This is a genomic window from Kitasatospora sp. NPDC051853, assembly GCF_044452665.1.
In the GTDB taxonomy this organism is placed as follows: Bacteria; Actinomycetota; Actinomycetes; order Streptomycetales; family Streptomycetaceae; genus Kitasatospora.
Genome location: NZ_JBITBY010000021.1, coordinates 47,054 through 73,021, shown reverse-complemented (window position 1 = coordinate 73,021; position 25,968 = coordinate 47,054). Strand labels below are relative to the sequence as shown.

The window sequence follows — 25,968 nt, the reverse complement described above, 5'->3', positions numbered from 1 at the left end:
CTTCTCCTCTAGGGCAAATCCCCCAATGTCCCATTATCAGATGGGTCTGGGGGTGGACGGCAGTGTTCAGCGCACCGTTTTCGGGCACGCCTGACACCCGGGCCGACTGGTTGGGTCAGTAGGTCAGGGCGTGGCGGAGAGGACGGCGATGTCGTCCTCCGCGGGGAGAGGCTGCCCGGCGCGGAGCTCCGCGATGGCGGCCTCGAAGTCTTCGAGATCGTTGAAGGCCCGGTACACCGACGCGAAGCGCAGGTAAGCGACCAGGTCGAGTTCCTTGAGTGGGCCGAGTATGGCAAGCCCCACGTCGTGGGTCGAGAGTTCCGCGCTGCCGGATGCCCGGACGCACTCCTCGACCCGCTGCCCGAGCTGGGCCAGCGCGTCCTCCGTGACCGGACGGCCCTGACAGGCCTTGCGGACTCCGGTGATCACCTTCGACCGGGAGAACGGCTCGGTCACCCCGCTGCGCTTGACCACCATCAGCGTGGCGGTCTCCACGGTGGTGAAACGGCGGCCGCAGTCGGGACACTGGCGGCGACGGCGGATGGAACTCCCGTCGTCACTGGCTCTGCTGTCCACGACCCGGCTGTCCGGATGCCGACAGAAGGGGCAGTGCATCGGGAACTCCCTCGACGGCGACAGCGGACTCGGACCAGCCTACACCGACCACAAGGGGTGGGCTCGACCGAGAACCTATGCCCTAGATGTTGTGGTCGCATCCCGACGCGCCGCCGTGTCCTAGACTTATCCAGTCGAACACTTAAGCGATGTACACCCAAGGCCTTGATCGAGTCAGCCCGACTCGAATAAATTCACTCGAACGTGTGTTTGGCGCAACCTTTCGATCGGTGCCCCTGTTGAGCTGGGAAAGAGGGCCAGCAGTCGGAAGGAACCCGCCGTGAACACTCTCGAAGCCAAGACCTCCATCCCGGTGCAGGAGCGTTCCGCGCGCACCGCCGACCAGGAGAGCGTGGACCACACCATGAGCCGGAGCCAGCCGATCGAGCACTCCGCCGCCCAGGACGACGTCCTCGGCCAGCCCGCCCCGACCCGCGCCATGCCGGGCCGCCCGCCGGGCATCCGCACCGACGAGGCCGGTCTGACGGAGCGCCAGCGGCGGGTCATCGAGGTCATCCGGGACTCGGTCCAGCGGCGCGGCTACCCGCCGTCCATGCGGGAGATCGGCCAGGCCGTGGGGCTCTCCTCCACCTCCTCCGTGGCCCACCAGCTGATGGCCCTGGAGCGCAAGGGCTTCCTGCGGCGCGACCCGCACCGCCCCCGCGCCTACGAGGTCCGCGGCGTCGAGGTCGCCCGGCCGAACACCGCCGAGGCGGCGGGCCGGCCCTCCACCTCCTACGTCCCGCTGGTCGGCCGGATCGCCGCCGGCGGCCCGATCCTGGCCGAGCAGACGGTCGAGGACGTCTTCCCGCTGCCCCGCCAGCTGGTCGGCGAGGGCGAGCTGTTCGCGCTCACCGTGCGGGGCGACTCGATGATCGAGGCCGCCATCTGCGACGGCGACTGGGTCACCGTCCGCCGCCAGCCGGTCGCCGAGAACGGGGACATCGTCGCGGCGATGATCGACGGGGAGGCCACCGTGAAGCGCCTCAAGCGCGAGGACGGCAAGATCTGGCTGATGCCGCACAACCCGGCCTACGAGCCCATCCCGGGCGACAACGCCACCATCCTCGGCAAGGTCGTCGCGGTCCTCCGCCGCCTCTGAGGCACGCGGCGCGCCACCCACGGGCGCGAGGAACGTACGTGGTTGCACCAGGGGCGCGGGGAACTGCGCGCGGTGGAAAGGCAGCACCTGCAACCGGCTGACGGTGAGTCGGTTGCAGGTGAGCCGCCTTCCGCCTCGCGCAGTTCCTCGCGCCCCTGGTGTCACCACGTACGTCCTCGTGCCCCTGGCGTGCTGCCCTCCGGGCGTCGCGGGTCAGCTCTTGCGCTTGGTGACCGGCTTGACCGGCGGGGCCGAGGCGTCGATGGCGGCGAGGGAGCGGCGGACCTGGTTGCGGTCGTCGGTGTACCAGAAGTCGGGCATGGAGGACTTGAAGAAGCCGCCGTACCGCTTGGTCGCCACCCGCGGGTCGAGCACCGCCACCACGCCGCGGTCGTCCGCCGCGCGGACCAGCCGGCCGGCGCCCTGGGCCATCAGCAGCGCCGCGTGGGTGGCGGCCACCGCCATGAAGCCGTTCCCGCCTCGCGCCTCCACGTCCTTCTGGCGGGCGCTCATCAGCGGGTCGTCCGGCCGGGGGAACGGGATGCGGTCCATCACCACCAGCTGGCAGGCGGAGCCCGGCACGTCGACGCCCTGCCACAGCGACAAGGTCCCGAACAGGCAGGTCGAGGAGTCCGAGGCGAACTCCCGGATCAGCTCGCCGAGGGTGTCCTCGCCCTGGAGCAGGATCCGGTGGTCGAGCCGCTCCCGGAGCGCCTCCGCCGCCGCCTTGGCGCCCCGCATCGACGAGAACAGGCCCAGCGTGCGCCCGCCCGCCGCGTCGATCAGTTCCGCCAACTCGTCGAGCATCTGCGGCCGTTCGAGGTCCCGCCCGGGCTCGGGCAGGTGGCGGGCGACGTAGAGGATGCCCTGCTTGGGGTAGCTGAACGGGGAGCCGACGTCCAGGCCGCGCCAGTACGGCGGGGTGGTCTCGTCCTGGACCAGCTCCGGCTCGTCCGCCGTGCGCACGTCCGGCAGCCGGCCCTCCGCCGGGAGGCCCACCGAGGCGGCCACGCCGCCGAAGTCGCCGCCGAGCTTGAGGGTGGCGGAGGTGAGGACGACCGAGCGCTCCTTGTAGAGGCTCTCCCGCAGCAGGCCGGAGACGCTCAGCGGGGCGACCCGCAGGGAGGCGGTACCGGGGCCGAAGCGGTCGGTGCGCTCGATCCAGATGACGTCGTACTCGGAGCCCTCCAACAGCCGGCCGGCGGTCTCGTGCAGGTTCTCCGCCGAGGCCATCGCCTGCTTGCGGACGGCGTCCTCGTCCGTCAGGGCCTTGTCCCTGGTCTCGCCGAGCGAGGTGATCACCTGGCGGGCGGCGTCCCGGATGGCGGTGACGGCGTAGCCGAGGTACTCGGGGAGCTCGCCCTCGACCCGGCCGGGCTGGGCGGTCTCCATCAGGCCGTGGTAGTTCTCGGCGGCGGCCTGGAGGGCGTCCACGGCCTTCTCGTTGGCCAGCCTGGCGGCGCGCTTGACGGCCCGGTTGACGGCGCCGACGGTGAGCTCGCCGGTGGCGGCGCCGGTCACCCGGTTCACCAGCTCGTGGGCCTCGTCGACGATCAGCAGGCCGTGCTCGGGGAGGACGGGGGCGCCCTCGATGGCGTCGATGGCGAGCATCGCGTGGTTGGTCACCACCACGTCGGCCAGCTTGGCGCGCTCGCGGGCCTGCTCGGCGAAGCACTCCTGGCCGTAGGCGCACTTGGTGGCGCCCAGGCACTCCTTGGACGTCACCGACAGCTGGGCCCAGGCCTTGTCGGAGACGCCGGGCGACATGTCGTCGCGGTCCCCCGTCTCGGTCTCCTCGGCCCACTCGCGCAGCCGCAGGACGTCCTGGCCGAGCTTGCCGGTGGGGCCGCCGAGGGCCTCGACCGGGTCGAAGAGGCCCTCGCCCTCGTCGCTCGGGGTGCCCTCGTGGACGCGGTGCAGGCAGACGTAGTTGGACCGCCCCTTGAGCATGGCGAACTCCGGGCGGCGGCGCAGCACCGGGTGCAGCGCCTCCACCGTGCGCGGCAAGTCCCGCTCCACCAGCTGGCGTTGGAGGGCCAGGGTGGCGGTGGCCACCACCACCTTGTCCCCGTGCGCGAGCGCGGGGACAAGGTAGGCGAGGGACTTTCCGGTGCCGGTGCCGGCCTGCACCAGGAGGTGCTCGCCGCTGCCCACCGCGTCGGCGACGGCGGAGGCCATCGCGACCTGACCCGGGCGCTCGACACCCCCGACGGCCTGGACGGCGGTGTGCAGCAGCTCCGGGAGCGCGGCGCGGGTGACGGGCGCCGGGGCCTCGGCGGTGCCGGGCAGGGCCTGGGGTGCGGAGTCGTTCGTCATGGCCCGCCCAGCCTACGGCGTGGGAGTGACAATCCGGTCCTGCCGGGCCGGGGCCGGGACCGTCCCGCCGAGGTGCAGCGGGTTGGCCACCTGGCCGTGCACGGCGGCGTGCGGGCGCTCCGGCCGGTCCCGGTAGCCGTCCAGCAGCAGCCGGTTCCGGTTCAGGCAGAGCCGGTCGATCCTCGGGGTGAAGAGGTCGAAGAGCCGGAAGCGCTCGCCGAGTTCGGGGAAGCGCCGCTGGTAGGCGGTGATCCGCTCGCGCAGCAGCTCCCAGAACTCGTTCTCCGGGACGCCCAGCTGACGCTCGAACAGCGGGGCCAGATAGCGGAAGACGCCGATGAACAGGCCGGAGTGCAGGAACTGGCAGAGGAAGGCCGGGGGTTCGCGCAGCAGCACCCCGCCGACCTCCTCCGGCAGGCCGTCCAGCTCGGGCAGCGGCTGGTCGCTGATGTTGACGTCGTCGACGAAGTCCTTGACCGCGAGGCGGGCCGGGGCGTCGTGCTGGTCGAAGACGATGATGGCGTTCTCGCCGTGCGGGGAGAAGACGGTGCCGTACCGGTAGAGGAAGTGCAGCAGCGGCGGCATCATCACGGCGAACAGCCGGCGCAGCCAGTCCCTGGCGGGCAGCCCGGAGCGGCCGACCAGCTCGGCCGCCAGGGCGCGGCCGTCCGAGCCGGTCTGGAGCAGCGAGGCCAGGGTGCGGGCCCGCTCGTGCGGGGCCAGGTACCGGCCGAGCGGCTCGCGCCAGATCGCGCCGAGCAACTCCTTGTACTGGTACGGCACTTCCGGCAGGTCCCGGTAGAGCGGGTGGTCCACCGTGACGGAGGCGATCTCGCCGAGCAGGATCACCCGGCACTCGTCGCGCAGGAACGGGTCGCCGTCCCGCAGGCCGTGGATCCAGGAGGTGACGGCGGGGGCGGCCAGGGTGCGTTCGGTCGGCAGGCCGCGCCAGACCAGGGTGTTGAGCACCGAGAGCGGGAGCTTGACGGTGCAGCGCTCGGGGTGGCTAAGGTTGAAGAAGCTGCGGATGGACTGCTGGGGCAGCCGCAGGTCACCGTCGCTGGGCAGCGGGACGATCAGGCCCTCGGCGATCCAGGGGGCGAACAGCGGCAGCAGCACCTCGTCCCACTGCCAGGGGTGGACCGGCAGCAGCAGGAAGTCCGGACCGGCCAGCTCGCGGAACTCGGGGCTCAACTCCTGCTCGTACAGGTCCGCTTGGCCCCGGTACTCGGCCAGGCTGCGGTGCACCGCGAGCCAGGGCAGCCGCTGCGGCTGCCGGGCCTCCGGGGTCCAGGCGGCCGCGTCCCGGGCGGAGAGGCCGAGCCGGCCCTTGTTCGGCACGATCCAGGGGTGGCCGCCCTGCCGGCCCTCCAGCGAGGGGTGGTCCAGGTCGGCGAGTTCGGCGGCGGTCAGCTCCTCGGCCAGCAGCCCGGCGTCGGCCATCAGGGTGGCGGTCAGCTCGCGGACCAGGTGGCCGACGGTGTCGCCGGAGAGCCCGAGGGTGGTGCGGGCCAGCTGGAGCAGCCGGAGCGGGTCACCCGCCGGGTCGGCCGCGCAGGCCACCGAGTCCGGGTCCACCTGCCAGCTCCCGTACGCGCCCCGGCGGGCGGTGAACCGGTAGACCGCGCCGGGGAGTTCGAGCCGGTAGCCGGTGCCGTCCGGCTCGGGGACGAACAGCTCCTCGTAGGCGAACTCACCGATCATCTTGGCCAGCATCGCCCGGCGGGCCCGTTGCCAGAGCGCGGCGGTGAGCTGCGCTGGTCGGTGGAGCTCAGTGGGGGACAGCGGCACGGTTCGCCTCCTGCGGGCGTGGGAGCGCGGGGACGGGCACACCGCCGGGTCGGGCGGTGTGGACGGGCGGGGCGAAGCTGGTCCAGGCGGTGCGGTCGGGCAGCCGGTGCACGGTGCGGCCGGTGACGGCGTTCAGGATCACGGCGGCCCGGTGGGCGCCGAGCCCGAGGTCCGGTGTGCCGACCCCGTGAGTGTGCAGCTCCGCGTTCTGCACGTACAGACCGCCGGTCAGCTCGGGCCGGGTGGCGACCCGGTGGTCCAGGTCGACCTTGAACCGGCCCTGCTCGTCCCAGTCGACCAGCTCGGCCACCGGGTCCAGCGCGGCCGGGCGGACGGCGCGGTAGCCGGTGGCCAGCACCACGGCCTCGGTGCGGACCACGTGGGCGGCCCCCGAGTCGCCCTGGCGGCAGAGCAGTTCGAAGCCGCCGCAGGGGCCGGCCAGCGCCTCGGTGACGGCGGTGCCGGGCCGGATCTCCACCGGGTCGGCGTCCAGCGGGCGGCCGATGGTCCGTTCGTAGAGCAGGTCGTGGATCTCGGCCAGGGTCTCCGCGCTGGCCGCCTTGTGCAGCTGCCACTGCTCGCGCACCAGCCGGTCGCGGACCTCGCCGGGCAGGGCGTGGAAGTGCCGGGTGTAGTCGGGGGTGAAGTGCTCCAGGCCGAGCTTGGAGTACTCCATCGGGGCCAGCGCCCTGGTCCGGGTGAGCCAGCGCAGCCGGGTGCCGTCGGTGCCCCGGGTGCGCAGCAGGTCGAGGAAGACCTCGGCGCCGGACTGGCCGGAGCCGACCACGGTGACGTCCTTCGCCCCGTCCAGGCGGTGACGGTTGGTCAGGTACCCGTCCGAGTGCCAGACCCGGGGGTGGCCGCGGAGCGCGGCGAAGGCCTCGGGGAGCACCGGCTCGGTGCCGACGCCGAGCACCAGGTTGGCCGCCCGGTGGACGGCGCCGCCGGCTGTCACCCGGTAGAGGCCCTCCTCGGGCTCCCAGTGCACGGCGGTGACGGGGGCGCCGAAGCGGCAGTTGGGCAGCCGCTCGGCGGCCCAGCGGCAGTAGTGGTCGTACTCGCGGCGGGCCAGCTGGAAGCGCTCGGCGAAGTAGAACGGGAAGAGCCGCTGCTGCTCGCGCAGGTAGTTGAGGAAGGACCAGGGGTTGGTCGGGTCCACCAGCGAGACCAGGTCGGCCAGGAACGGCACCTGCATCCGGGCCCCGTCCACCAGCATCCCGTGGTGCCAGCGGAACTCCTCCCTGGCCTCGCAGAACAGCGTGCGCAGCCCGTCCACCCGGTCGGCCAGCGCGGCCAGCGAGAGGTTGAACGGGCCGATGCCGACGCCCAGCAGGTCGTACGGTTCGGGCTGCGGGTTGTCCATCTCGTCCTAGCCTCGGCAGGTCATGGGAGCGGGGTACGGGAGCGGGTACGGGGTGGTGGGGGCGCCGGTCACTGGCGCAGCATCAGGGCGGCGCGCTTCTCGGGCAGCTCCAGCTCGGCCACCGCGGCGAAGCCGGCCCGCTCGAAGGCGCGCAGCGAGGGGGTGTTGGTGAGGTCCGGCTCGGCCACCAGGCGCACGCGGTCCGGGGCCGCCAGCAGCCCGTCGGCCAGTGCGGTCAGCAGCACCGCGCCGAGCCCCCTCCCCCGGTGCTCCGGCGGGCCGATCAGCAGGTGCAGGCCGGTGTCGCCGGGCTCGGCCGGGTAGTACCCGGCCAGCCGGTCGGCCTCGGCCCGGTAGACCTCCCAGTAGCTCATCGGGGTGCCGTCCAGCAGCCCCAGGTAGGGGGTGCTGTGGCTGCCGGGGGCCAGCTGCGGGGCGAGGTGGGCGGCGGTGGTCCCCGGCGGGCCGGCCAGCTCCCACCAGCGGCTGACCGCCGGATCGTTCATCCAGCCGGCCAGCAGCGCCAGGTCGCGGTCCGGGTCCACCGGGCGCAGCTCGAACGCCCCGGCCGGGGTGGCGGCCCCGAAGGCGGCGGTCCTCACCGGGCCGCCACCGGGTTGGGGATGTCCACGTAGACGGACTGGGTGGCCACCGGGCCGACCAGCTCGTCCATCCCGTTCAGCCGGGTGAGCAGGTTGGCCTTGCAGTGCAGCTGCTCGCCGCCGAGCAGCAGCGCGGGCAGTGCGGAGCCGGTGGCGGTGGCCTGCGGGCCGTTCAGGAAGCCGCGCAGCGCCGCCAGCAGCACCGGCTCCTCGGCCAGGCCCTGGGAGCCGAAGGCGCCGATCAGGCCGAGCACGTGGTTGATGCCGAGGTAGTAGGCGAAGTGCTTGTCGATCACCCGGTCCGGCAGGAAGGTGTCGCTCTCCCGGCCGATGCCGGGCAGCCGGGCCTCCAGCCGGGCGGCGGCGGACTCGCGGAAGTAGTAGCCCTGGTTGTCCCGGTAGCGGCCGCCGACCGGCCAGCCGGCCTGGTCCAGCAGCACCAGACTGTTCTGCTGGTGCGCCTCCAGGGCGATGCCGCCCCGGCCGTCCAGCCAGAGCACCGGGAGCACCACGGCGTCCAGGTAGCGCAGGAACCACTCGGTGGCCACGGTCTGCACCGAGCGCCCGCTGGCCGCGGCCAGGCGGCGCACCACCGTGCCGAGCCGGGAGCCGACCCGCTCCCCGTACGGGCGCTCGGCGACCAGCCCGGCCACGCAGAGCGCCCGGTCCCGCAGCCCGAACGGCTGCTGACGGAGCACCACGTCCAGCCCGTTCGGGTCGGCGCCGCCCGGCAGGTCGACGCCCAGCCAGGCCGGGTCGCGGACGATGTCGAAGCCCGGGTGGACGGCCTGCCACTCGGCGGCCAGGCCGGTCTCCAGCAGGCGGTGCACCTCCAGGCCGCGGAGCAGCTCCTTGCGGAGGTTCTCCCGGCGCGAGTTGGTGATCCGCAGGCCGAGCGAGAGCTTGAGCATCCACGGGGTGCCGGGGCGGCAGACGGTGCGCACCGAGGAGGTCGGGTGCCAGGGCTCGCCCTGCTCGCCCAGGTCGTGCAGCGCGCCGCTCGCGAGCAGCCCGGCGATCTCCGGGCGGAGCGTCAACTCGGCTGCCTGCCAAGGGTGCAGGGGCAGCGCGGCGGTGCCCTCGGGCAGCCGGACGCCGTCCCCGAGCAGCCGGGCGGTGAGCTGCTCGGCCGGGACGCCGACCGCCGAACCGGAGGCCAGCAGCTCCCGGGAGACCGCGAACCAGTGCAGCCGGAAGGAGCCGCGCAGCTCCGGCGAGTACGCGGCGCTCTGCGCCGGGCCGAGGCCGTCGCGGCTCTTCGGGGTCGGGTGCAGCGGGTGCCCGAGCAGCAGCGCCTGCTCGGCCGCCAGGAACGGCCAGCCGTCCTCGGCCCCGTCCCCGCTCTCGGCCTCGCCCCGGCGGCGGCCCAGGATCTCGGCGGTGCGCAGCACCGAATCGGCCACCCGGGCCGCCAGGTCGGTGAGTTGACCGGCCTCCGGCCGCTCGGCGGTGGCCCCGGCCACCAGGGTGGCCACCGTCACCACGTCCACCGGCAGCCCGGCCAGGGTCACCTCGCCGAACCGGTGCCAGCCGGCCGGCGACCAGTACCGGACCGGCGCGGCCAGCTCCGCCGCCCCGCCCAGCACCGGCACCCGGAGCACCCCGTCCGCCCCCGGCCGGGCCCCGGTCTCCCGGGCCCAGCAGCGCAACAGGCTCTCCGTACCGGCCTGTTCGGCGGCCACCGCCGGATCGGCGTCGAGCAGTCTGTCCCGGGCGGGCCCCGTCCCGGTGGTCCGGACGGCCGGCGCGGTCGGGACGGCGGACGGGGCTCCGGCGGAGGCGGCAGTGCTCAGGACGGTGCTCAAGGCTGCTCCTTGGGGCGAGCGGAGGTGCGGGCGCCGGGAGTACGGGAGAACGGCTTCGGGGCGACGCCGGAAGCGGCATCGAGGGGGGAACGGCCGAGGCGCGTGGGGCCGAGGGCGCCGACGTGCCCAGCGAACTGCCCGCTACCGGGTGATCACAAGATCAGCTCACTCGTTGTGGTGAACCTCAAGCGATCACTCACCCGTTGGAGTGGACCGGTTCCGGATCGACACGCCGCCGCACCGAACCCGCTCCGTACCCCGCCCCGTGACCTGGCGGTGGGAGAATCCCCCCGTGGTACCCAGGGGGAACGACGGGGGGACGGACAGTGGGAACGGGTTCGATACGCAGAACGGTGACGGCCGCAGTGGTGGGGGCGGCCCTGCTCACCGGGTGCGGCAGCTCGGCCGGGGGGCCGGAGCACGACTGGAAGCTGCCGGCCGCCGAACGCAGCAAGTGGCAGGGTGAACTCTCCGAGCGCTGGGCCAAGTTGAAGGACTGGCGACCCGAGGACTGGGACCGCTGGGCCCGCGAGCACGTCTTCCGCAACCCGGTGGTCCGCGACCTCTGGGAGCCCGAGCGGATGACCACCGCCGAGCCCCAGCAGCCCGGCCCGCCGGTCACCCCGCCGGCCGCCGACCGCGACGTGACCGGCCGGGACCTGAACGACCCGGAACCGTCCGCCGTCCAGGCCGTCCCGGTGGAACGCCCGTACACCCGCTACCCGGCCTCCGGGAAGGTCTTCTCCACCGCGCCCGGCGGCGGCACCGGCCAGTGCTCGGCCACCGTGGTCGCCGACCCGGCCCGGCCGGGGAGGAGCAACCTGGTCTGGACGGCCGGGCACTGCGTGCACGAGGGCGCGGGCGGCGGCTGGTTCCGGAACCTCATCTTCGTTCCGGCCTACAACAGTTCGGGCGCCGCGAGCAGCAAGAAGAAGCCCACCATGGCCGAGGTGGCACCCCTCGGACAGTGGTGGGCGGACCAGGTGATCAGCTCCCCGCAGTGGATCGCCGAGGGCGGCCACAGCGGCAACGCGGCCAACCAGTACGACTTCGCCGTCCTGCGGGTGCACAACCCCGACGGCGACGGGCGCTCCCTGGAGGAGACGGTCGGCACCGCCGTCCCCGTCTGGTTCGACGCCCCGCGCGAGCAGCTCACCGTCTCGGCCTGGGGCTACCCCTCGTCGAAGCCTTACGACGGACGGGAGTTGAACCGCTGCGACGGCGGCCGTCCGGCCCGGCTCTCGTTCGACGCGACCAGGCCGCCCATGCTCAGCATCGGCTGCACCATGACCGCCGGCTCCAGCGGCGGCGGCTGGTTCGCCGTCATGCCGAACGGACGCACCGCCCTGGTCAGCAACACCTCGATCGGCAACCTCGCCCACACCGCCCTCAACGGCCCGTACCTGGAGTCGGTCGCCCGCCAGGCCCTCGAGTACGTCTCGCGCAAGGCGTAAGTGGCCACACGCCAGGGGCGCGAGGAACTGCGCGCTTCGGGAGGCGGCCCACCTGCAACTGACTCACCGTCAGCCAGTTGCAGGTGCTGCCTTGCCACCCCGCGCAGTTCCTCGCGCCCCTGGCGCGCCACCGCGGACGTCAGCTGGTGACCACCGCGTAGCGCTCGAGCTCGGCGGCCAGCTCGGCCGCGACCTTGGCGTGCAGCAGCGTGCCGTCGGCGGTGTGCTCGGCGGAGATCGGCTCGCCCTCGGCGTGGACCCGGGAGACCAGGTCGCCACGGGTGTACGGGATCAGCGCCCGGACCTCGATCGCCGGTCGCGGCAGCTCCCGGTCGATGAGCTCCAGCAGCTCGTCCATGCCCTGCCCGGTGCGGGCCGACACCACGATGGCGTGCGGCTCGCGCCGGAGCAGCCGCTGGAGCACCAGCGGATCCGCCGCGTCGGCCTTGTTGATCACCACGATCTCCGGCACGTTCTGCGCGTCGACCGAGACGACCACCTCGCGGACGGCGGCCAGCTGGGTCTCCGGCTCGGGGTGCGAGCCGTCGACCACGTGCAGGATCAGGTCCGCTTCGGCGACCTCCTCCATGGTCGAGCGGAAGGCCTCGACCAGGTGGTGCGGGAGGTGGCGGACGAAACCGACCGTGTCGGCCAGGGTGTAGATCCGGCCGCTCGGGGTCTGGGCCCGGCGGACGGTCGGGTCCAGGGTGGCGAACAGCGCGTTCTCCACCAGGACGCCGGCTCCGGTCAGGCGGTTGAGCAGGGAGGACTTGCCGGCGTTGGTGTAGCCGGCGATGGCCACCGAGGGGATCTGGTTGCGACGGCGCTCCTGGCGCTTGGTGTCGCGGCCCTTCTTCATGTCGGCGATCTCGCGGCGCAGCTTCGCCATCTTCTCGCGGATGCGGCGCCGGTCGGTCTCGATCTTGGTCTCACCGGGACCACGGGTGGCCATGCCGCCGCCGGAGGAGCCGGAGCCACCACCACCCATCTGCCGGGACAGCGACTGACCCCAGCCGCGCAGGCGGGGCAGCATGTACTGCATCTGCGCGAGCGAGACCTGGGCCTTGCCCTCCCGGCTCTTGGCGTGCTGGGCGAAGATGTCGAGGATCAGGGCCGTCCGGTCGACGACCTTCACCTTGACGACGTCCTCCAGCTGGATCAGCTGGCCCGGGGTCAGCTCACCGTCGCAGACCACGGTGTCGGCGCCGCTGGAGGCGACGATGTCGCGCAGCTCCTTGGCCTTGCCGGAGCCGATGTAGGTGGCGGGGTCGGGCTTGTCGCGGCGCTGGATCACGCCGTCGAGCACCTCGGAGCCGGCCGTCTCGGCGAGGGCGGCGAGCTCGGCCATCGAGTTCTCCGCCTCCTCGGCCGTGCCGTCGGTCCAGACGCCCACGAGGACCACGCGCTCCAGGCGGAGCTGGCGGTACTCGACCTCGGTGACGTCCTGGAGTTCGGTGGAGAGACCGGTGACGCGGCGCAGGGCCGCGCGCTCGCTCCGGTCGTACTGCTCACCGTCGTACCGGTCGAAGGCCTCGTCGTTCGCCGCGAGGTCCTCGTCCATCAGGGCTTCCGCCCGGAGGTCCGCGATCCGACGGGCGGAGTCACGGTTTTCGTTGCGGCTGTCGAACGTGGAGGTCAATCTCATCCTTAGGTAGATCGGGAGGGGCCGGTGTGGGCCCGCGCACGAGGAGTCTGCCCCGTCTGTCGCCCCGATACCAGGTGGCGAGTCGAGCTACCCCTCAAGGCCGTGACCGGCACCGGAACCACTTCGTCCGGTGAACGCCACGGACCGGCCGTGAATTCCCTCCGATGGTCGCACGCCCGCCGCCGCCCGGTCACCCTCATTTCGCCGGGCCACCCCCGCCCGGTAGACGTCGTAGACCCCGGAGACCCGGAGCATCGCCCGCATCAGCAGCGGCAGCACCGCGGCGTCCGGCAGCTCCACGGTGTAGGTGTGCCGGACCCGCAGCTGCTGCGGGGGCTCCACCTCGGCGGCGGCGATGCCGACGCCCTCGGCCGACATCGCCGCCGTCAGGTCGGCCAGTAGCCGGGGGCGGTTCAGCGCCTCGGCCCGCAGGGTGGCCCGGAAGCCCTCGGCCGGGCGGACGCCGGGCACCCAGCGCGGCCGCACCGGCACCCGGCCCTCGGCCCGCAGCTGCTCGGCCGCCGGGCAGCCCGTCCGGTGCACGGCCACGGCGCCGCCCCGGATCGGGTAGCCGGTCACCTCGTCCGGCGGGACCGGGGTGCAGCAGCGGGCCAGCCGGGCCTGCGCCTCCGGGAGGCCCGGCACCGTCACCGCCGCCTCGCCCCGGCCGGTGACGGGCGGCGCGGGCGGGGCGGGCGGCTGCACCGGCTCCGGGGCCGGGGCCTCGGCGGTCGCGGGGTGGCCGGCCAGCCAGCGTTCGATCGCCAGCCGGGCGGCCGGGGTACGGGCGTGCTCCAGCCACTCGGCGGCCGGGCCGGACGGCTCCCCGCTCTCCTCGGTCAGCACCGCGACCACGTCGCCGTCGGCCAGCGGGGTGCGCAGCGCCACCAGGCGCCCGTTCACCCTGGCCCCCAGGCAGCGGTGGCCGGTCTCCTCGCCGAGCAGGTACGCGGCGTCCACGCAGGTGGCCCCGGCCGGCAGGTGCAGCGTCTCGCCCTGCTCGGTCACCGCGGTGATCTCCCGGTCGTCCGAGAGGTCCGAGGTCAGGGCCGACCAGAAGGTGTCCGGGTCCGGGGTCTCCTGCTGCCACTCCAGCAGCCTGGTCAGCCAGCCCGGGCGGCCCGGGTCGGTCTCCTCCCCGCTCTCCCCCGCCTGGTGCGGGTCGCCCAGCGCGACCACGCCCGTCTCGGCCACCCGGTGCATCCGCCGGGTGCGGACCAGCACCTCGGCCACCTCGCCGCCGGGCAGGGCGACCGCGGTGTGCAGCGACTGGTAGAGGTTGAACTTGGGGGCGGCCACGAAGTCCTTGAACTCGCCCGGCAGCGGGGTCCAGCAGGTGTGCAGCTCGCCGAGCACCGCGTAGCAGTCGGCGTTCTCCTCCACCACCACCAACAGCCGCCCGAAATCCGCGGGTTGGAGCTGCTGGGGCAGCCCGTCCGGGCCGGCCGCGGCGGTCCGCTTCAGCAGCACCCGGTGCACGGAGACGGCGTGCCGCGGGCGCACCGTCACCTCGGCGGCGATCTTCGCCTCGGCGAGCTGGCGGGTCAGCGCCTCGGCGAAGGGCAGCAGCAGCTCGTCCGGCCGCTCCTCGTAGGCGGCGACCAGGGCCCTGGTCCGGGCGTACTCCTCCGGGTGCAGGGTGGCGAAGACGATGTCCTCCAACTCCGCCTTCAGCACCTGGATCCCGAGCCGCTCGGCGAGCGGGATCAGCACGTCGCGGGTGACCTTGGCGATCCTGATCCGGCTGGCCGGCTTCATGTGACGGATCGTCCGCATGTTGTGCAGGCGGTCGGCCAGCTTGATGACCATCACCCGGACGTCGTCGCCGGTGGCCACCAGCATCTTCCGGAAGGTCTCCGCCTCGGCGGCGGCACCGAAGTCCACCTTCTCCAACTTGGTGACGCCGTCGACGAGGTAGGCCACCTCGGGGCCGTACTCCTCGGCGACCTGATCCAGCGTCACCTCGGTGTCCTCGACCGTGTCGTGGAGGATCGAGGCCACCAAGGTGGTCGTCCCGGCGCCGAGTTGGGCCAGGATCATGGTGACGGCCAGCGGGTGGGTGATGAACGGCTCGCCGCTCTTGCGGGTCTGGCCGCGGTGGCTCTCCTCGGCGGTGCGGTACGCCCGCCCGAGCAGGGCCAGGTCGGCGCCCGGGTGATGGCGGCGGTGGGCCTGCACGATCGGCTCGATCGCGTCCGGCAGCGGGGTCCGGTCGGTGGCCAGCAACGCGGCCCGGCCCGCCCTGCCCAGGGCGACCCGGTTGAGGCGCACCAACGCGCGCCTCCCCACCTCGGCATCGACGGTCATCCGCACCTCCGGCAGCGATGGTCCATGCTACCGAGCACAGCACGTTCCGCACCCGCCCGCCCCCGTACCGTCACCACCACCACCCGAACGGGGGGATTCACGGGCTTCGCAAACGGGAAGCGGGGGCTCGCGCTTGCGAGTGGTTGCGCCGGGGGCGCGGGGAACTGCGCGAACCGGAAGGCGGCCCACCGGCAACTGAACCACCGTCAGCCAGTTGCACGTGCTGCCGTACCCCCGCGCGCAGTTCCCCGCGCCCCCGGCATCACCACGTACGGTGCCCGCGCCCCGATCAGATGGCCAGGGTGCCGGAGGCGACGATCTCCGCGGGGCCGGTCATCTCGATCCGGGAGTCGGGGTGCTCGGTGATGCGGAGGGTGCCGCCGGGGAGGTCGACGGTGTAGGTGACGGGGGCGCCGGTCTCGGCCGGGGAGAGGTGGTGGCGGCGGGCGGCCGCGACGGCGACGGCGCAGGCGCCGGTGCCGCAGGAGCGGGTCTCGCCGGAGCCGCGCTCGTGGACCCGCATGGCGACGTGCCGCGGACCGCGCTCGACCACGAACTCGACGTTGACGCCCTCCGGGTAGACGCCCTCGGTGACGCCGGGGGCGGAGTAGAGGGTGCCGGCGTCGGCGAGGTCGTCGACGAAGGCGACGGCGTGCGGGTTGCCCATGTTGACGTTGAGCGCGGGCCAGCTCCGGTCCCCGACGGTCACGGAGACCGGGCCGGAGTCGGGCAGGGCCGCGTGGCCCATGTCGACGGTGACCTCGCCGGAATCGGCCACGACGACCTGGCGCAGGCCGGCCCGGGTGGCGACCGCGAAGGAGCCGGTTCCGGCCAGTCCGGCCTCGACCAGGTAACGGGCGAAGACCCGGACCCCGTTGCCGCACATCTCGGCGATCGAACCGTCGGAGTTGCGGTAGTCCATGAACCACTCGGCCCGGTCCGCCATGGCCTCCGCCGCCGGGTCGGCCGCCGAGCGGACCACCCGGAGGAGACCGTCCCCGCCGACGCCGGCCCGGCGGTCGCAGAGCAGGGCGACCTCGTCCGCGCCGAGGTCGAGCCTGCCGTCCTCGTCCGGGATGATCACGAAGTCGTTCTGGGTGCCGTGCCCCTTGAGGAAGGGGAGGCCGAAGGTCTTGGATGCGGTAACCGAAGCGCTCACAGCGCCGATGGTACTGACCCGCGCGGCTCAGGCGGCGAGCCGTACCACCCGCCAGACGGCGAGGCCGACCGCGACCACCGCGATCAGGGTGTAGATCAGGATGGAGCGCCGGCTGGCCCGCTGCCCGCTCCCCCGGCGCGGCACGCCGGGCCACTTGTACCCGGCCATCCGGGCGGCCATCGCGCCCCAGCCCACCGAGGCGGCGGTGAGCAGCATGCCGAGCATCCCGATCATGGCGGCGCCGCGGTCCCCGGAGCCGAAGGCCAGCGGGAAGGCGAACATCATCGAGCCGAAGGTGGCGACGACCGCGATCGGCAGGGTCTGCCACCAGCGCAGCCGCTTGCGGGGCCGGATCTCCCGCTCGTGCACCACGCCGGGTGCGGCGAGGTCGGCGAGCACGGGGAGCGCCACCGCGTAGGAGGTGGGCTCGGGCAGGGCGAGCTCGGCGGTCAGGCTCGACAGTTCTTCCGTCTCCGGGCCGGTACCCGTGGACACGCGGCCTCCCCTGACGGTGCGGCACGGGCCCGCGGGCCCGCTGCTGGTGAGGCGGATCGAACGACCTGCCTCCGGATGCTCTCGATGATGGCATGTCCGATCCGGCCGACAGCCGGTTCCACCGGCCCCCGGGTGATCCGTGGCCAGGACGTGATGTGCCCGTAACCCTCAGTTCGTCGTGCACCCGCAGCTGCACCGGCAGCGTGGCCGGAAACCGCCCCGGCCTGGTCAGATCTGACGGGCGGTCAATTCCAGCGAGCGTTCCAGCAGCTCCACCGGGTCGGCCCCGGCGGGGCGGGAGAGCCAGTGGATCCGGTCGTCCCGGCGGAACCAGGACTCCTGGCGGCGGGCGAACCGGCGGGTGGCCCGCACGGTCTCGGCCTTAGCCTCCGCCTCGGTGCACTCCCCGGCGAAGAAGGCGAGCACCTGCTGGTAGCCGAGCGCCCGGGAGGCGGTCAGCCCGTCCCGCAGGCCCTGCCCCTCCAGGGCCCGGACCTCGTCCAGCAGCCCGGCCTCCCACATCCGGTCCACCCGGAGCTCGATCCGCTGGTCCAGCTCGGGCCGGGGCACCTGGACGCCGATCTGCACGGTCTCGTACACGGCGGTGTTGGTCGGCAGGCTGGCGGTGAACGGGCGGCCGGTGATCTCGATGACCTCCAGGGCCCGGACGATCCGCCGGCCGTTGCTGGTGAGCACCGCCTCGGCGGCGGCCGGGTCGAGCACGGCCAGCCGCTGGTGCAGCGCGTACGGGCCCACCTCGGCGAGCTCGGCCTCCAGCCGGGCCCGGACCGCCGGGTCGGTGCCGGGGAAGTCCATCTCGTCGATGGCGGCCCGGACGTACAGGCCGGAGCCGCCGACCAGCACCGGGGTGCGGCCCTCGGCCAGCAGCCGGTCCATCTCGGCCCGGGCCAGGCGCTGGTACTCGGCCACGCTGGCGGTCTCGGTGACGTCCCAGACGTCCAGCAGGTGGTGCGGGATGCCGCCGCGCTCCTCCTCGGTGAGCTTGGCGGTGCCGATGTCCATGCCGCGGTAGAGCTGCATCGAGTCGGTGTTGATCACCTCGCCGCCGAGGCTGCGGGCGATGGACACGGCCAGGTCGGACTTGCCGGCGGCGGTGGCGCCGACCACCGAGACGACGCGGGGCTGGGGGGTCGAGGAGGAGCTGCTCACGGGCCAAGTCTCGCAAAGATCGGGAGTGGCGCCGTGTCTCCGGCCGTCACTCTGGGGAAGTATGAGTATGGAATGACCGATTTGCCCCGCCCGCCGAGGGCGGGGCCCGCCGAAGGAGAGCGACTGACCATGGGCCTGATGGACAACCTCAAGGGCAAGGCCGAGGAGCTCAAGGGCAAGGCCAGCGAGCTCGCGGGCAAGCACGGCGACAAGATCGACCAGGTGGTGGAGAAGGCCGGAGCGGCCGCGGACAAGGCCACCAAGCACAAGTACACCGACAAGATCGAGACCGGCACCAACAAGGCCAAGGGCGCGGTCGACCAGTTCGCCGCCAAGCCCAAGGACGACGGCCCGAACCCGAACTGACCGGCCGTCAGCTCCAGGAGGCGACGAAGTACCCGACCCCGTACGGGGCCTCGTCGTACCGGAGCCGCCCGCTCAGCCTGGCGCCCTGCGCAGCTCCCGCGAGGACCTGCCAGGGCGCCCGGCCGTCCGCCTGCAGCTCGGCCGAGAGCACCGGGTCCAGCGCCCGCAGCGCCTCGGTGTCGGCCTCGGCCAGCGCCTTGGCGGCGTGCGCGTCGTACGGCTCGGCCCGCTCGTCCAGGTAGCCGGGGGCCTTGACGGTGCGGCAGGCGCTGCCGCCGCCGAGCACCAGCAGCCCGACCCGGTCGGCCAGTTCGGCCAGGCCCTCGCCGAGGCCGGTCAGCCGCTCCACCGGGGCGTCCGCCGGGACGGCGCAGGCGTGCGTGGGCACCGTGATCCCGGCCTGCTCCAGCAGCCAGGCCCCGACGGTCAGCGAGGGCGCCAGCTCCGGTCCCTCCGCCACCGCACCGGGCAGCCGCACCACCCGGGGCACCCCGTAACGGTGGAACGACCCGATCCCGCCCTCGGTCCAGACCCCGCCCTCCGGCCCGGCCCCGACCACCACGACCAGCTCGACGTCACCGAGCTCCCGGACCGCCTCCAGGCAGGTCTCGCGCAGCGCGTCGAGTTCGGACGCGGCACCGGCGGCCACCTCGGGCACGAGCAGCGGCGGGCAGGGGCAGACGGCGGCGGCGACAAGCATGTCGATCACTCTACGGCCCGGGGCCCTGAAGGCGCGTCAGCGGTCAGGCGTCGCAGCAGCCGCCCGTCGGCGCGAGCGGCAGCGGGGCCGGGGCGCCGATCTTGGGCAGGCCGAGCAGGACGCCGGCCGGCTTGGCGGCCGGGGCGGCCTGGCGCTTCTCCCAGGCGTCGCCCGCGCGGGTGCGGCGGACCGACAGGGTCGGGCCCTCGGCGAGCAGGTGGTGCGGGGCGGCGTAGGTGATCTCGACGGTCACCACGTCACCCGGGCGGACCGGCTCGGTCGGGCGGGTGAAGTGCACCAGGCGGTTGTCGGGCGCGCGCCCGGACAGCCGGTCGGTCCGGTCGTCCTTCTTGCCCTCGCCCTCGGCGACCAGGATCTCCAGCACCCGGCCGACCTGCTTCTTGTTCTCCTCCCAGGAGATCTCCTCCTGGAGGGCGACCAGCCGCTCGTAGCGCTCCTGCACCACGGCCTTGGGGATCTGCCCCTCCATCTCGGCCGCCGGGGTCCCGGGGCGCTTGGAGTACTGGAAGGTGAAGGCGTTGGTGAAGCGGGCCTCGCGGACCACGTGCATGGTCTGCTCGAAGTCCTCCTCGGTCTCGCCCGGGAAGCCGACGATGATGTCGGTGGAGATCGCCGCGTCCGGCATCGCCTCGCGCACCTTGCGGATGATCCCGAGGAAGCGGTCCTGCCGGTACGAGCGGCGCATCGCCTTGAGCACGGTGTCCGAGCCGGACTGCAGCGGCATGTGCAGCTGGTGCATCACGTTCGGCGTCTCGGCCATCGCGGCGATCACGTCGTCGGTGAAGTCGCGCGGGTGCGGGGAGGTGAAGCGGATCCGCTCCAGGCCCTCGATCTGCCCGGCCGCCCGGAGCAGCTTGGAGAACGCCTCGCGGTCACCCAGGTCGGAGCCGTACGCGTTGACGTTCTGGCCCAGCAGGGTCACCTCGATGACGCCCTCGCCGACCAGCGCCTCGATCTCGGAGAGCACGTCGCCGGGGCGGCGGTCCTCCTCCTTGCCGCGCAGGGCGGGGACGATGCAGAAGGTGCAGGTGTTGTTGCAGCCGACCGAGATCGCCACCCAGGCCGCGTACGCCGACTCGCGCCGGGTCGGCAGGGTGGACGGGAAGGTCTCCAGCGACTCCAGGATCTCCACCTGGGCCTGCTGCTCGATCCGGGCCCGCTCCAGCAGCGCGGGCAGGTGCCCGATGTTGTGGGTGCCGAACACCACGTCGACCCACGGGGCCTTCTTGACGATGGTGTCGCGGTCCTTCTGCGCCAGGCAGCCGCCGACGGCGATCTGCATCGCCTTGTGCTGCTGCTTGTCGGCGGCGAGCCGGCCGAGGTTGCCGTACAGCTTGTTGTCGGCGTTCTCGCGCACGGCGCAGGTGTTGAACACCACCAGGTCGGGCTGCTCGCCGTCCTGGTCGGCCTTCACGTAACCGGCGTCCTCCAGCAGCCCGGAGAGGCGCTCGGAGTCGTGCACGTTCATCTGGCAGCCGTACGTGACGACCTTGTAGCTCTTGGAATCCTGGCTCGTACCCACGGACCCAAGGGTACGTGGAAGCGGATCGGGCTCCGTGACCCTCTCCCCATCCGGCGCTTGGCCTGGCAGTATCCAACCCCATGACCTGGAGACCCCGTGCCGCCCTGCGCACGGCGGCCCGCAGCCGGCTCGGCCGGGTGGCCGCCGTGTTCCTGCTGGTCGTGGGCGCGGCCGGGGGCTGGTGGGCCACCGCCGGTGACCGCACCGACTACCCGCGCGGCGAGACCGGCTTCGCCACCGGAGTCCCACGGGGCGTGTACGACCGGTACGGAATCCTGCTGCGCACCTACCTCCACGACAACCTCCCCGGCGTCGAACTGCGGCTCGACAACTCCCAGGGCTCCGTCGACAACCTCGACCGGGTCGCCGCCGACCGGGACTCCTTCGCCATCGCCACCGCCGACGCGGTGGCCAGCTACCGGGGCGACGGCAAGGACCGGATCCGCGCGATAGCCCGGCTCTACGACGACTACCTCCAACTGGTGGTGCCGGCCGACTCCCCCGTCCAGAAGGCCGCCGACCTCAAGGGGATGCGGGTCGGGGTCGGGCAGAGCCGGTCCGGGGTCCAGCTGGTCACCAGGCGGCTGCTGACGGCGGCGGGACTGGACCCGGACCTGGACGTGTCGGCCTCGATGCTCGGTGTCGGCGACGCCGCCGACCAGTTGAGGAACCGTCAGCTCGACGCCTTCTTCTGGTCCGGCGGGCTGCCGACCAACGCGCTCACCGACCTCTCCGAACGCTTCCCGATCCGGATCGTCCCGCTCGGCGACCTGGCCGAGGCGGTCCACCACGTCGAGGGCGGCGGGGCCGACGCCTACCGCGCCGCCACCATCCCGGCCGACGCCTACCCGAAGGCCCACCCGGCCGGCACCGCGGTCGCCACCCTCGCCGTCCCCAACCTGCTGATCACCCGCGAGGACGTCGACCGCTCCCTGGTCCAGCGGATGACCAAGGCCGTCATCGACAGCCGCGACCGCATCGGCTCCGAGGTCCACGCCGCCCAGGTCGTCGACCTCCGCACGGCCGTCTACACCGACCCGCTCCCCCTCCACGCCGGCGCCAGCGCGTACTACCGCTCGGTCAAGCCGTAGGCCGACGCCCGGAAGGGCAGCGACCTCAGGGGCGCGAGGAACTGCGCGCAGGGGAACGGCAGCACGTGCAACTGGCTCACCTGCCCCGACCTCACGCTGGTCCGCCTTCCGGACTCGCGCAGTTCCTCGCGCCCCCGAGGCATCACGTTGTCCCGCGCACCGAGGCATCACCTTGTCCTGCGCCCCGAAGGCGTCAGCGCGGCCGGGGCACCGTGAGGCGGACGGTGAGGCCCGTGGGGTCGACCGGGGTGAAGTCGAGGGAGCCGCCGCCGGCCAGGAGGAGGGTGCGGGCGATGGAGAGGCCGAGGCCGGAGCCGTCGACGTTCTGGTGGCGGGGGCTGCGCCAGAAGCGGTCGCCGATGCGGGCGAGCTCCTCCTCGGTGAGGCCGGGGCCGGCATCGGAGACGGTGAGGGTGAGTTCGCGCTTGTCCTGTTCGACGCCGAGGCGGACCGCCTCGCCGCGCGGGGTGAACTTGAGGGCGTTGTCCAGGACGGCGTCGAGCGCGCTGCCGAAGCCGATCGGGTCGGCCAGCCCGACCGCCGTGGCGGGCCCCTCCCAGAGGAGCCGGATGCCGCGCTGGTCGGCGACCGGCCGCCAGGCGTCGATGCGGGCCAGGGCGAGGGCGGTGAGGTCGACCCGTTCCGGTTCGGGGCGGGCGTGTTCGGCGGTGGCGAGGCCGAGCAGGTCGTCGAGGACGCGGGCCAGCCGGGTGCCCTCCTCGCGGACTCCGCCGAGCTCCTCCTCGTGGCCCTCGGGGAGTTCCAGGCCGAGGAGTTCGACCCGGAGCAGCAGGGCGGCCAGCGGGTTGCGGAGTTGGTGGGAGGCGTCCGCGACGAAGGCCCGCTGCTGGTCGAGGGCGAGCAGCACGTGGTCGGCCATGTGGTTGAACGAGCGGGCCAGGCGCCGGAGTTCGGGCGGGCCCGAGCTGGGGGCGACCCGGGCGTTCATCCGGCCGGTGGCGATGTCGTGGGTGGCCCGGTCGAGGGTGCGGACGGGGCGCAGCACCCAGCCGGTGAGGCGGACGGCGAGCAGGACGGCGGCGACCATGGCGAGGGCCTCGCCGGCGCCGAGCCAGAGCCAGCGGTCCAGCACCCGGGAGCGGAGTTCGCCGGTGGGCGACTCGGTGATCACCACGGCGATGACGTCGCCGTCCCGGACCACGGGGGCGGCGACGGTGATGGTGCGCTCCGGGGTCCACGGCCAGACCTGCGGCGGGTTCTTGCTGCGGCGGCCGTCGACGGCGTCCTGGAAGGCCTGGGCCCCGGGGCCGCCGGTGGGGATCTGCCAGCCGGCCGGGGCGACCGCGACGGCGCTGCCGTCGCGGTGGAAGACGCCGGCCCGGATGCCGTAGAGCTCGTGGTAGCGCTGGACCTCGGCGCCGAGCGAGCGCAGCCGTCCGCCGTCCCCCTCCTCGGGGGTGGCGGAGCCCTTGACCGCGGTGCCGGCCGGGGGCAGGCCCTGGGTGGGGAGCTGCTGGGCGAAGCGGGCGGCGTCGTCCATCCGGTCGACCACCACGGCGCTCTGCTCGGCGGCGGCCTTGGCGGCCGCCAGCGGGACCCCGAGGGCGGCCAGGACGGCGGCCATCAGGGAGAGCAGGATGCCGAGCAGACGGGTGCGCACGGGGGTTCAGCTCTCCTGGGCGGGGGCTGACGGTCCGTCGGACGCGGGCTGTTCGGGCATCAGCCGGTAGCCGACGCCGCGCACGGCCTCGACCAGGCCGGGCAGCGCGAGCTTGGTGCGCAGCGAGCCGATGTGCACCTCGAGGGTGCGCCCGTTGCCCTCCCAGCCGGAGCGCCAGACCTCGCTGAAGATCTGCTCGCGCCGGTAGACCACGCCGGGGCTCTGGGCGAGCAGCGCCAGCAGGTCGAACTCCTTGCGGGTGAGCGGGACGTCGCGCCCGTGCACGCTGACCCGGCGGCGCTCGCGGTCGATCAGCACGCCGCGGGCCTCCAGCGGGCCGGGCTGGGAGACCGGCTCGGAGGGTTCGGCGGCCTGGCCGCGGCGGGCCACGGCGTGGATGCGGGCGAGCAGTTCACCCATGTCGTAGGGCTTGGTGACGTAGTCGTCGGCGCCCAGGTTGAGGCCGTGGATGCGGGAGCGGATGTCGGCCCGCGCGGTCACCATGATCACCGGGACGCTGCTGTGCGCGCGGATCCGGCTGCACACCTCGAAGCCGTCCCGGTCGGGCAGGCCGAGGTCGAGCAGGACCACCCGGTACGGCTCGTTCCCGTCCGGCACCAGGGCGTCCAGGGCCTCGTGCCCGCTACGGGCGTGCCGGACCTGGAAGCCGTGCCGGCCCAGCACCGCGACCAGGGCCGCGGCCACCCGGTCGTCGTCCTCGACGAGCAGCAGTCGCACCTGCGGGCCTCCCTCCGGTACGGGTGTCACGCCTCTTCTGCGTGGGGTACCTGCGGAGTATCGTCCAGACCGCCCGTTCTGTCACGGCCCGGTCGGCGCACGCCCCGGCACCACCGCGACGGGTGACCGGGCGTGGCCGGATCGTGATGCTCAAGTTCCGCTCAGATCCACTGACGTGACAATGTCAGCCGCCCTATGGTCAGCCGGACCGGGGGCTGCGAGCTCCGCCGGCGACCAGCCCCCGGTACCAGTGCACGGACCCAAGCACCGCCCACGAGGGAGCCAGGCTCGATGACCGAGAACGCCGTGAGTGACTCCGCAGCCGTGAGTGGCTCCGCAGCCGCTCCCCTGGTGGTGCTGAGCGGTGTGAACAAGCACTTCGGCGCCCTGCACGTGCTCCAGGACATCGACCTGGAGATCAAGCAGGGCGAGGTGGTCGTGCTGATCGGCCCGTCCGGCTCCGGCAAGTCGACCCTCTGCCGGACCATCAACCGGCTGGAGACCATCGACTCGGGCGCCATCACCATCGACGGGCAGCCGCTGCCGGCCGAGGGCCGCCAGCTGGCGAAGCTCCGTGCCGAGGTGGGCATGGTGTTCCAGTCCTTCAACCTCTTCGCGCACAAGACCGTGCTGGAGAACGTGGTGCTCGGCCAGGTGAAGGTGCGCAAGGTCGCGCGCCCCGAGGCCGAGCAGACCGCCCGGGCCCTGCTGGAGCGGGTCGGACTGGCCGCGCACGCGGACAAGTTCCCGGCCCAGCTCTCCGGCGGCCAGCAGCAGCGCGTGGCGATCGCCCGCGCGCTGGCCATGAAGCCCAAGGTGATGCTCTTCGACGAGCCCACCTCGGCGCTGGACCCGGAGATGGTGAACGAGGTGCTCGAGGTCATGCGCGACCTCGCGGCCGAGGGCATGACCATGGTCGTGGTCACCCACGAGATGGGCTTCGCCCGCTCCGCCGCCAACCGCGTCCTCTTCATGGCCGACGGCCGGATCGTCGAGGAGAACACCCCGGAGGCGTTCTTCACCGCGCCCCGCAGCGACCGGGCCAAGGACTTCCTTTCGAAGATCCTGCACCACTGACGCCCCGGCTGACCTACCGTCAGTCCCTGTCATGCCCAGAACTTCCCCGGCCCGGCTCCACCGTGCCCACGATCGAGGAGACAGCTCCTTCATGAGGACCCGTCGTACCATCGCCGCCGCCCTGTCCGTGCTCGCGCTGACCGCCGTCGCGGCCTGCGGCAAGGAGGCCCCGAAGGCCTCCGACGATGCCGCCAAGCTGCCCACCTACACGGTGAAGACCGACGCCAAGGTCGAGGGCTCGAAGGTCTTCGAGGAGGCCAAGAAGCGCGGCAAGCTCATCGTCGGCGCCAAGTCCGACCAGCCCTTCCTCGGCTTCGAGAACGTCACCACCAAGAGCCGTGACGGCTTCGACATCGAGATCGCCAAGATGATCGCGGCCGACCTCGGCTTCGGCCCGGACAAGATCGAGTTCAAGACGATCGTCTCGGCCAACCGCGAGACCGCGCTCCAGGGCGGCCAGATCGACTACTACGTCGGCACCTACACCATCAACGCCGGCCGCAAGGAGAAGGTCGCCTTCGCCGGCCCGTACTACGTGGCCGGCCAGGACCTGCTGGTGAAGAAGGACAACACCGCGATCACCGGCCCCGAGTCCGTCGCGGGCAAGAAGGTCTGCTCGGCCACCGGCTCCACCTCGGTGAAGCAGATCAAGACGTACAACCCGGGCGAGACCATCGAGTACGAGACCTACGCCCAGTGCGTGGACAAGCTGCTCACCGACGAGGTCGACGCGGTCACCACCGACGACGCGATCCTCAAGGGCTTCGCCGCCAAGAACCAGGGCAAGCTCAAGGTCGTCGGCAAGCCGTTCTCCAAGGAGCCGTACGGCATCGGCGTCCAGAAGGAGGACCCGGCGTTCCAGCAGGCCGTCATCGCCGCGCTGAAGGCGCACGAGGACAACGGCGACTGGAAGAAGGCCTACGACGCCACCCTCGGTCTCTCGGGCTCCCCGGCCCCGGAGATCCCGGCGCTCACCAACTGACCCGTCTGGTAACGAAAGGAGGGCCG

21 protein-coding genes are annotated in these 25,968 nt (G+C 73.1%); 6 read left to right on the top strand and 15 right to left on the bottom strand.

Features of this window, described 5'->3' with window-relative positions:
* Nucleotides 1-123: 123 nt before the first annotated feature.
* Nucleotides 124-615, bottom strand: coding sequence for a transcriptional regulator NrdR (gene nrdR, locus ACIA8O_RS38565; RefSeq protein WP_396298742.1), 492 nt, complete (start codon nucleotides 613-615; stop codon nucleotides 124-126).
* 439 nt (nucleotides 616-1,054) lie between these two features.
* Between nrdR and lexA the strand changes: the two genes are divergently transcribed.
* Entirely contained in the window at nucleotides 1,055-1,717 is a 663-nt protein-coding gene (lexA, locus tag ACIA8O_RS38560; RefSeq protein ID WP_345288847.1) for a transcriptional repressor LexA, read from the top strand.
* Between the two features lie 213 nt (nucleotides 1,718-1,930).
* Here lexA and ACIA8O_RS38555 read toward each other — a convergent pair whose 3' ends face one another.
* From ACIA8O_RS38555 to ACIA8O_RS38535, 5 genes are all read right to left on the bottom strand, one after another.
* Entirely contained in the window at nucleotides 1,931-4,033 is a 2,103-nt protein-coding gene (locus ACIA8O_RS38555) for an ATP-dependent DNA helicase (RefSeq protein ID WP_396298741.1), read from the bottom strand.
* Nucleotides 4,034-4,045: 12 nt separating this feature from the next.
* Entirely contained in the window at nucleotides 4,046-5,749 is a 1,704-nt protein-coding gene (locus tag ACIA8O_RS38550) for an IucA/IucC family protein (protein WP_396298756.1), read from the bottom strand.
* A 55-nt stretch (nucleotides 5,750-5,804) separates the two neighbouring features.
* Nucleotides 5,805-7,187 (bottom strand): lysine N(6)-hydroxylase/L-ornithine N(5)-oxygenase family protein, encoded by a 1,383-nt coding sequence (locus ACIA8O_RS38545; RefSeq protein WP_396298740.1) that lies wholly within the window; start codon nucleotides 7,185-7,187, stop codon nucleotides 5,805-5,807.
* Between the two features lie 68 nt (nucleotides 7,188-7,255).
* On the bottom strand, nucleotides 7,256-7,894 hold the full coding sequence (locus tag ACIA8O_RS38540; protein WP_396298755.1) for a GNAT family N-acetyltransferase: 639 nt from the start codon (nucleotides 7,892-7,894) through the stop codon (nucleotides 7,256-7,258).
* The gene (locus ACIA8O_RS38535; protein WP_396298739.1) at nucleotides 7,786-9,594 is read right to left on the bottom strand and encodes an IucA/IucC family protein; all 1,809 of its coding nucleotides are present in this window, start codon (nucleotides 9,592-9,594) and stop codon (nucleotides 7,786-7,788) included. Before ACIA8O_RS38535 ends, ACIA8O_RS38540 begins: the two co-directional genes overlap by 109 nt.
* A gap of 353 nt (nucleotides 9,595-9,947) precedes the next feature.
* Between ACIA8O_RS38535 and ACIA8O_RS38530 the strand changes: the two genes are divergently transcribed.
* On the top strand, nucleotides 9,948-11,048 hold the full coding sequence (locus tag ACIA8O_RS38530) for a trypsin-like serine peptidase (protein ID WP_396298738.1): 1,101 nt from the start codon (nucleotides 9,948-9,950) through the stop codon (nucleotides 11,046-11,048).
* Between the two features lie 139 nt (nucleotides 11,049-11,187).
* On the opposite strand, the gene hflX is transcribed toward ACIA8O_RS38530, so the two are convergent.
* From hflX to miaA, 5 genes are all read right to left on the bottom strand, one after another.
* Nucleotides 11,188-12,693 carry a GTPase HflX gene (gene hflX, locus ACIA8O_RS38525; protein WP_396298737.1) on the bottom strand — a complete coding sequence of 502 codons (1,506 nt, stop codon included), beginning with the start codon at nucleotides 12,691-12,693 and terminating at the stop codon, nucleotides 11,188-11,190.
* Between the two features lie 87 nt (nucleotides 12,694-12,780).
* Nucleotides 12,781-15,000: a RelA/SpoT family protein gene (locus ACIA8O_RS38520; protein WP_396298736.1), complete on the bottom strand. Its 2,220-nt coding sequence runs from the start codon at nucleotides 14,998-15,000 to the stop codon at nucleotides 12,781-12,783.
* A gap of 289 nt (nucleotides 15,001-15,289) precedes the next feature.
* Nucleotides 15,290-16,159 carry a diaminopimelate epimerase gene (gene dapF / locus ACIA8O_RS38515; RefSeq protein ID WP_396298735.1) on the bottom strand — a complete coding sequence of 290 codons (870 nt, stop codon included), beginning with the start codon at nucleotides 16,157-16,159 and terminating at the stop codon, nucleotides 15,290-15,292.
* Nucleotides 16,160-16,186: 27 nt separating this feature from the next.
* Nucleotides 16,187-16,654 (bottom strand): hypothetical protein, encoded by a 468-nt coding sequence (locus tag ACIA8O_RS38510; protein WP_396298734.1) that lies wholly within the window; start codon nucleotides 16,652-16,654, stop codon nucleotides 16,187-16,189.
* A 228-nt stretch (nucleotides 16,655-16,882) separates the two neighbouring features.
* Nucleotides 16,883-17,824 (bottom strand): tRNA (adenosine(37)-N6)-dimethylallyltransferase MiaA, encoded by a 942-nt coding sequence (gene miaA, locus ACIA8O_RS38505; protein ID WP_396298733.1) that lies wholly within the window; start codon nucleotides 17,822-17,824, stop codon nucleotides 16,883-16,885.
* Nucleotides 17,825-17,896: 72 nt separating this feature from the next.
* Here miaA and ACIA8O_RS38500 point away from each other — a divergent pair, with 72 nt between their 5' ends.
* Nucleotides 17,897-18,190, top strand: a complete 294-nt coding sequence (locus ACIA8O_RS38500; protein ID WP_396298732.1) for an antitoxin — start codon at nucleotides 17,897-17,899, stop codon at nucleotides 18,188-18,190.
* A 7-nt stretch (nucleotides 18,191-18,197) separates the two neighbouring features.
* Here ACIA8O_RS38500 and ACIA8O_RS38495 read toward each other — a convergent pair whose 3' ends face one another.
* On the bottom strand, nucleotides 18,198-18,890 hold the full coding sequence (locus ACIA8O_RS38495; protein WP_396298731.1) for a class III extradiol dioxygenase subunit B-like domain-containing protein: 693 nt from the start codon (nucleotides 18,888-18,890) through the stop codon (nucleotides 18,198-18,200).
* A 43-nt stretch (nucleotides 18,891-18,933) separates the two neighbouring features.
* Nucleotides 18,934-20,433, bottom strand: a complete 1,500-nt coding sequence (gene miaB / locus ACIA8O_RS38490; RefSeq protein ID WP_396298730.1) for a tRNA (N6-isopentenyl adenosine(37)-C2)-methylthiotransferase MiaB — start codon at nucleotides 20,431-20,433, stop codon at nucleotides 18,934-18,936.
* An 80-nt stretch (nucleotides 20,434-20,513) separates the two neighbouring features.
* On the opposite strand from miaB, the gene ACIA8O_RS38485 reads away from it, so the two are divergent.
* Nucleotides 20,514-21,524 carry a TAXI family TRAP transporter solute-binding subunit gene (locus tag ACIA8O_RS38485; protein WP_396298729.1) on the top strand — a complete coding sequence of 337 codons (1,011 nt, stop codon included), beginning with the start codon at nucleotides 20,514-20,516 and terminating at the stop codon, nucleotides 21,522-21,524.
* 193 nt (nucleotides 21,525-21,717) lie between these two features.
* On the opposite strand, the gene ACIA8O_RS38480 is transcribed toward ACIA8O_RS38485, so the two are convergent.
* Together ACIA8O_RS38480 and ACIA8O_RS38475 are read right to left on the bottom strand one after the other, a co-directional pair.
* Nucleotides 21,718-23,145: a sensor histidine kinase gene (locus ACIA8O_RS38480; RefSeq protein WP_396298728.1), complete on the bottom strand. Its 1,428-nt coding sequence runs from the start codon at nucleotides 23,143-23,145 to the stop codon at nucleotides 21,718-21,720.
* Nucleotides 23,146-23,151: 6 nt separating this feature from the next.
* Nucleotides 23,152-23,883 (bottom strand): response regulator transcription factor, encoded by a 732-nt coding sequence (locus ACIA8O_RS38475; RefSeq protein ID WP_396298727.1) that lies wholly within the window; start codon nucleotides 23,881-23,883, stop codon nucleotides 23,152-23,154.
* A gap of 291 nt (nucleotides 23,884-24,174) precedes the next feature.
* Between ACIA8O_RS38475 and ACIA8O_RS38470 the strand changes: the two genes are divergently transcribed.
* Nucleotides 24,175-24,960 (top strand): amino acid ABC transporter ATP-binding protein, encoded by a 786-nt coding sequence (locus ACIA8O_RS38470; protein WP_396298726.1) that lies wholly within the window; start codon nucleotides 24,175-24,177, stop codon nucleotides 24,958-24,960.
* 91 nt (nucleotides 24,961-25,051) lie between these two features.
* Nucleotides 25,052-25,942 (top strand): glutamate ABC transporter substrate-binding protein, encoded by an 891-nt coding sequence (locus tag ACIA8O_RS38465; protein WP_396298725.1) that lies wholly within the window; start codon nucleotides 25,052-25,054, stop codon nucleotides 25,940-25,942.
* Nucleotides 25,943-25,968: the final 26 nt, after the last annotated feature.

Excerpts from the sequence above, each read along its gene's own strand:
- hflX (WP_396298737.1), bottom strand. The coding sequence starts at position 12,693 with ATGAGATTGACCTCCACGTTCGACAGCCGCAACGAAAACCGTGACTCC.
- ACIA8O_RS38495 (WP_396298731.1), bottom strand. The coding sequence starts at position 18,890 with ATGCTTGTCGCCGCCGCCGTCTGCCCCTGCCCGCCGCTGCTCGTGCCC.
- ACIA8O_RS38465 (WP_396298725.1), top strand. The coding sequence starts at position 25,052 with ATGAGGACCCGTCGTACCATCGCCGCCGCCCTGTCCGTGCTCGCGCTG.
- ACIA8O_RS38485 (WP_396298729.1), top strand. The coding sequence starts at position 20,514 with ATGACCTGGAGACCCCGTGCCGCCCTGCGCACGGCGGCCCGCAGCCGG.
- ACIA8O_RS38555 (WP_396298741.1), bottom strand. The coding sequence starts at position 4,033 with ATGACGAACGACTCCGCACCCCAGGCCCTGCCCGGCACCGCCGAGGCC.
- ACIA8O_RS38520 (WP_396298736.1), bottom strand. The coding sequence starts at position 15,000 with ATGACCGTCGATGCCGAGGTGGGGAGGCGCGCGTTGGTGCGCCTCAAC.
- ACIA8O_RS38500 (WP_396298732.1), top strand. The coding sequence starts at position 17,897 with ATGACCGATTTGCCCCGCCCGCCGAGGGCGGGGCCCGCCGAAGGAGAG.
- nrdR (WP_396298742.1), bottom strand. The coding sequence starts at position 615 with ATGCACTGCCCCTTCTGTCGGCATCCGGACAGCCGGGTCGTGGACAGC.
- lexA (WP_345288847.1), top strand. The coding sequence starts at position 1,055 with ATGCCGGGCCGCCCGCCGGGCATCCGCACCGACGAGGCCGGTCTGACG.
- ACIA8O_RS38550 (WP_396298756.1), bottom strand. The coding sequence starts at position 5,749 with ATGCTGGCCAAGATGATCGGTGAGTTCGCCTACGAGGAGCTGTTCGTC.
- ACIA8O_RS38470 (WP_396298726.1), top strand. The coding sequence starts at position 24,175 with ATGACCGAGAACGCCGTGAGTGACTCCGCAGCCGTGAGTGGCTCCGCA.
- ACIA8O_RS38545 (WP_396298740.1), bottom strand. The coding sequence starts at position 7,187 with ATGGACAACCCGCAGCCCGAACCGTACGACCTGCTGGGCGTCGGCATC.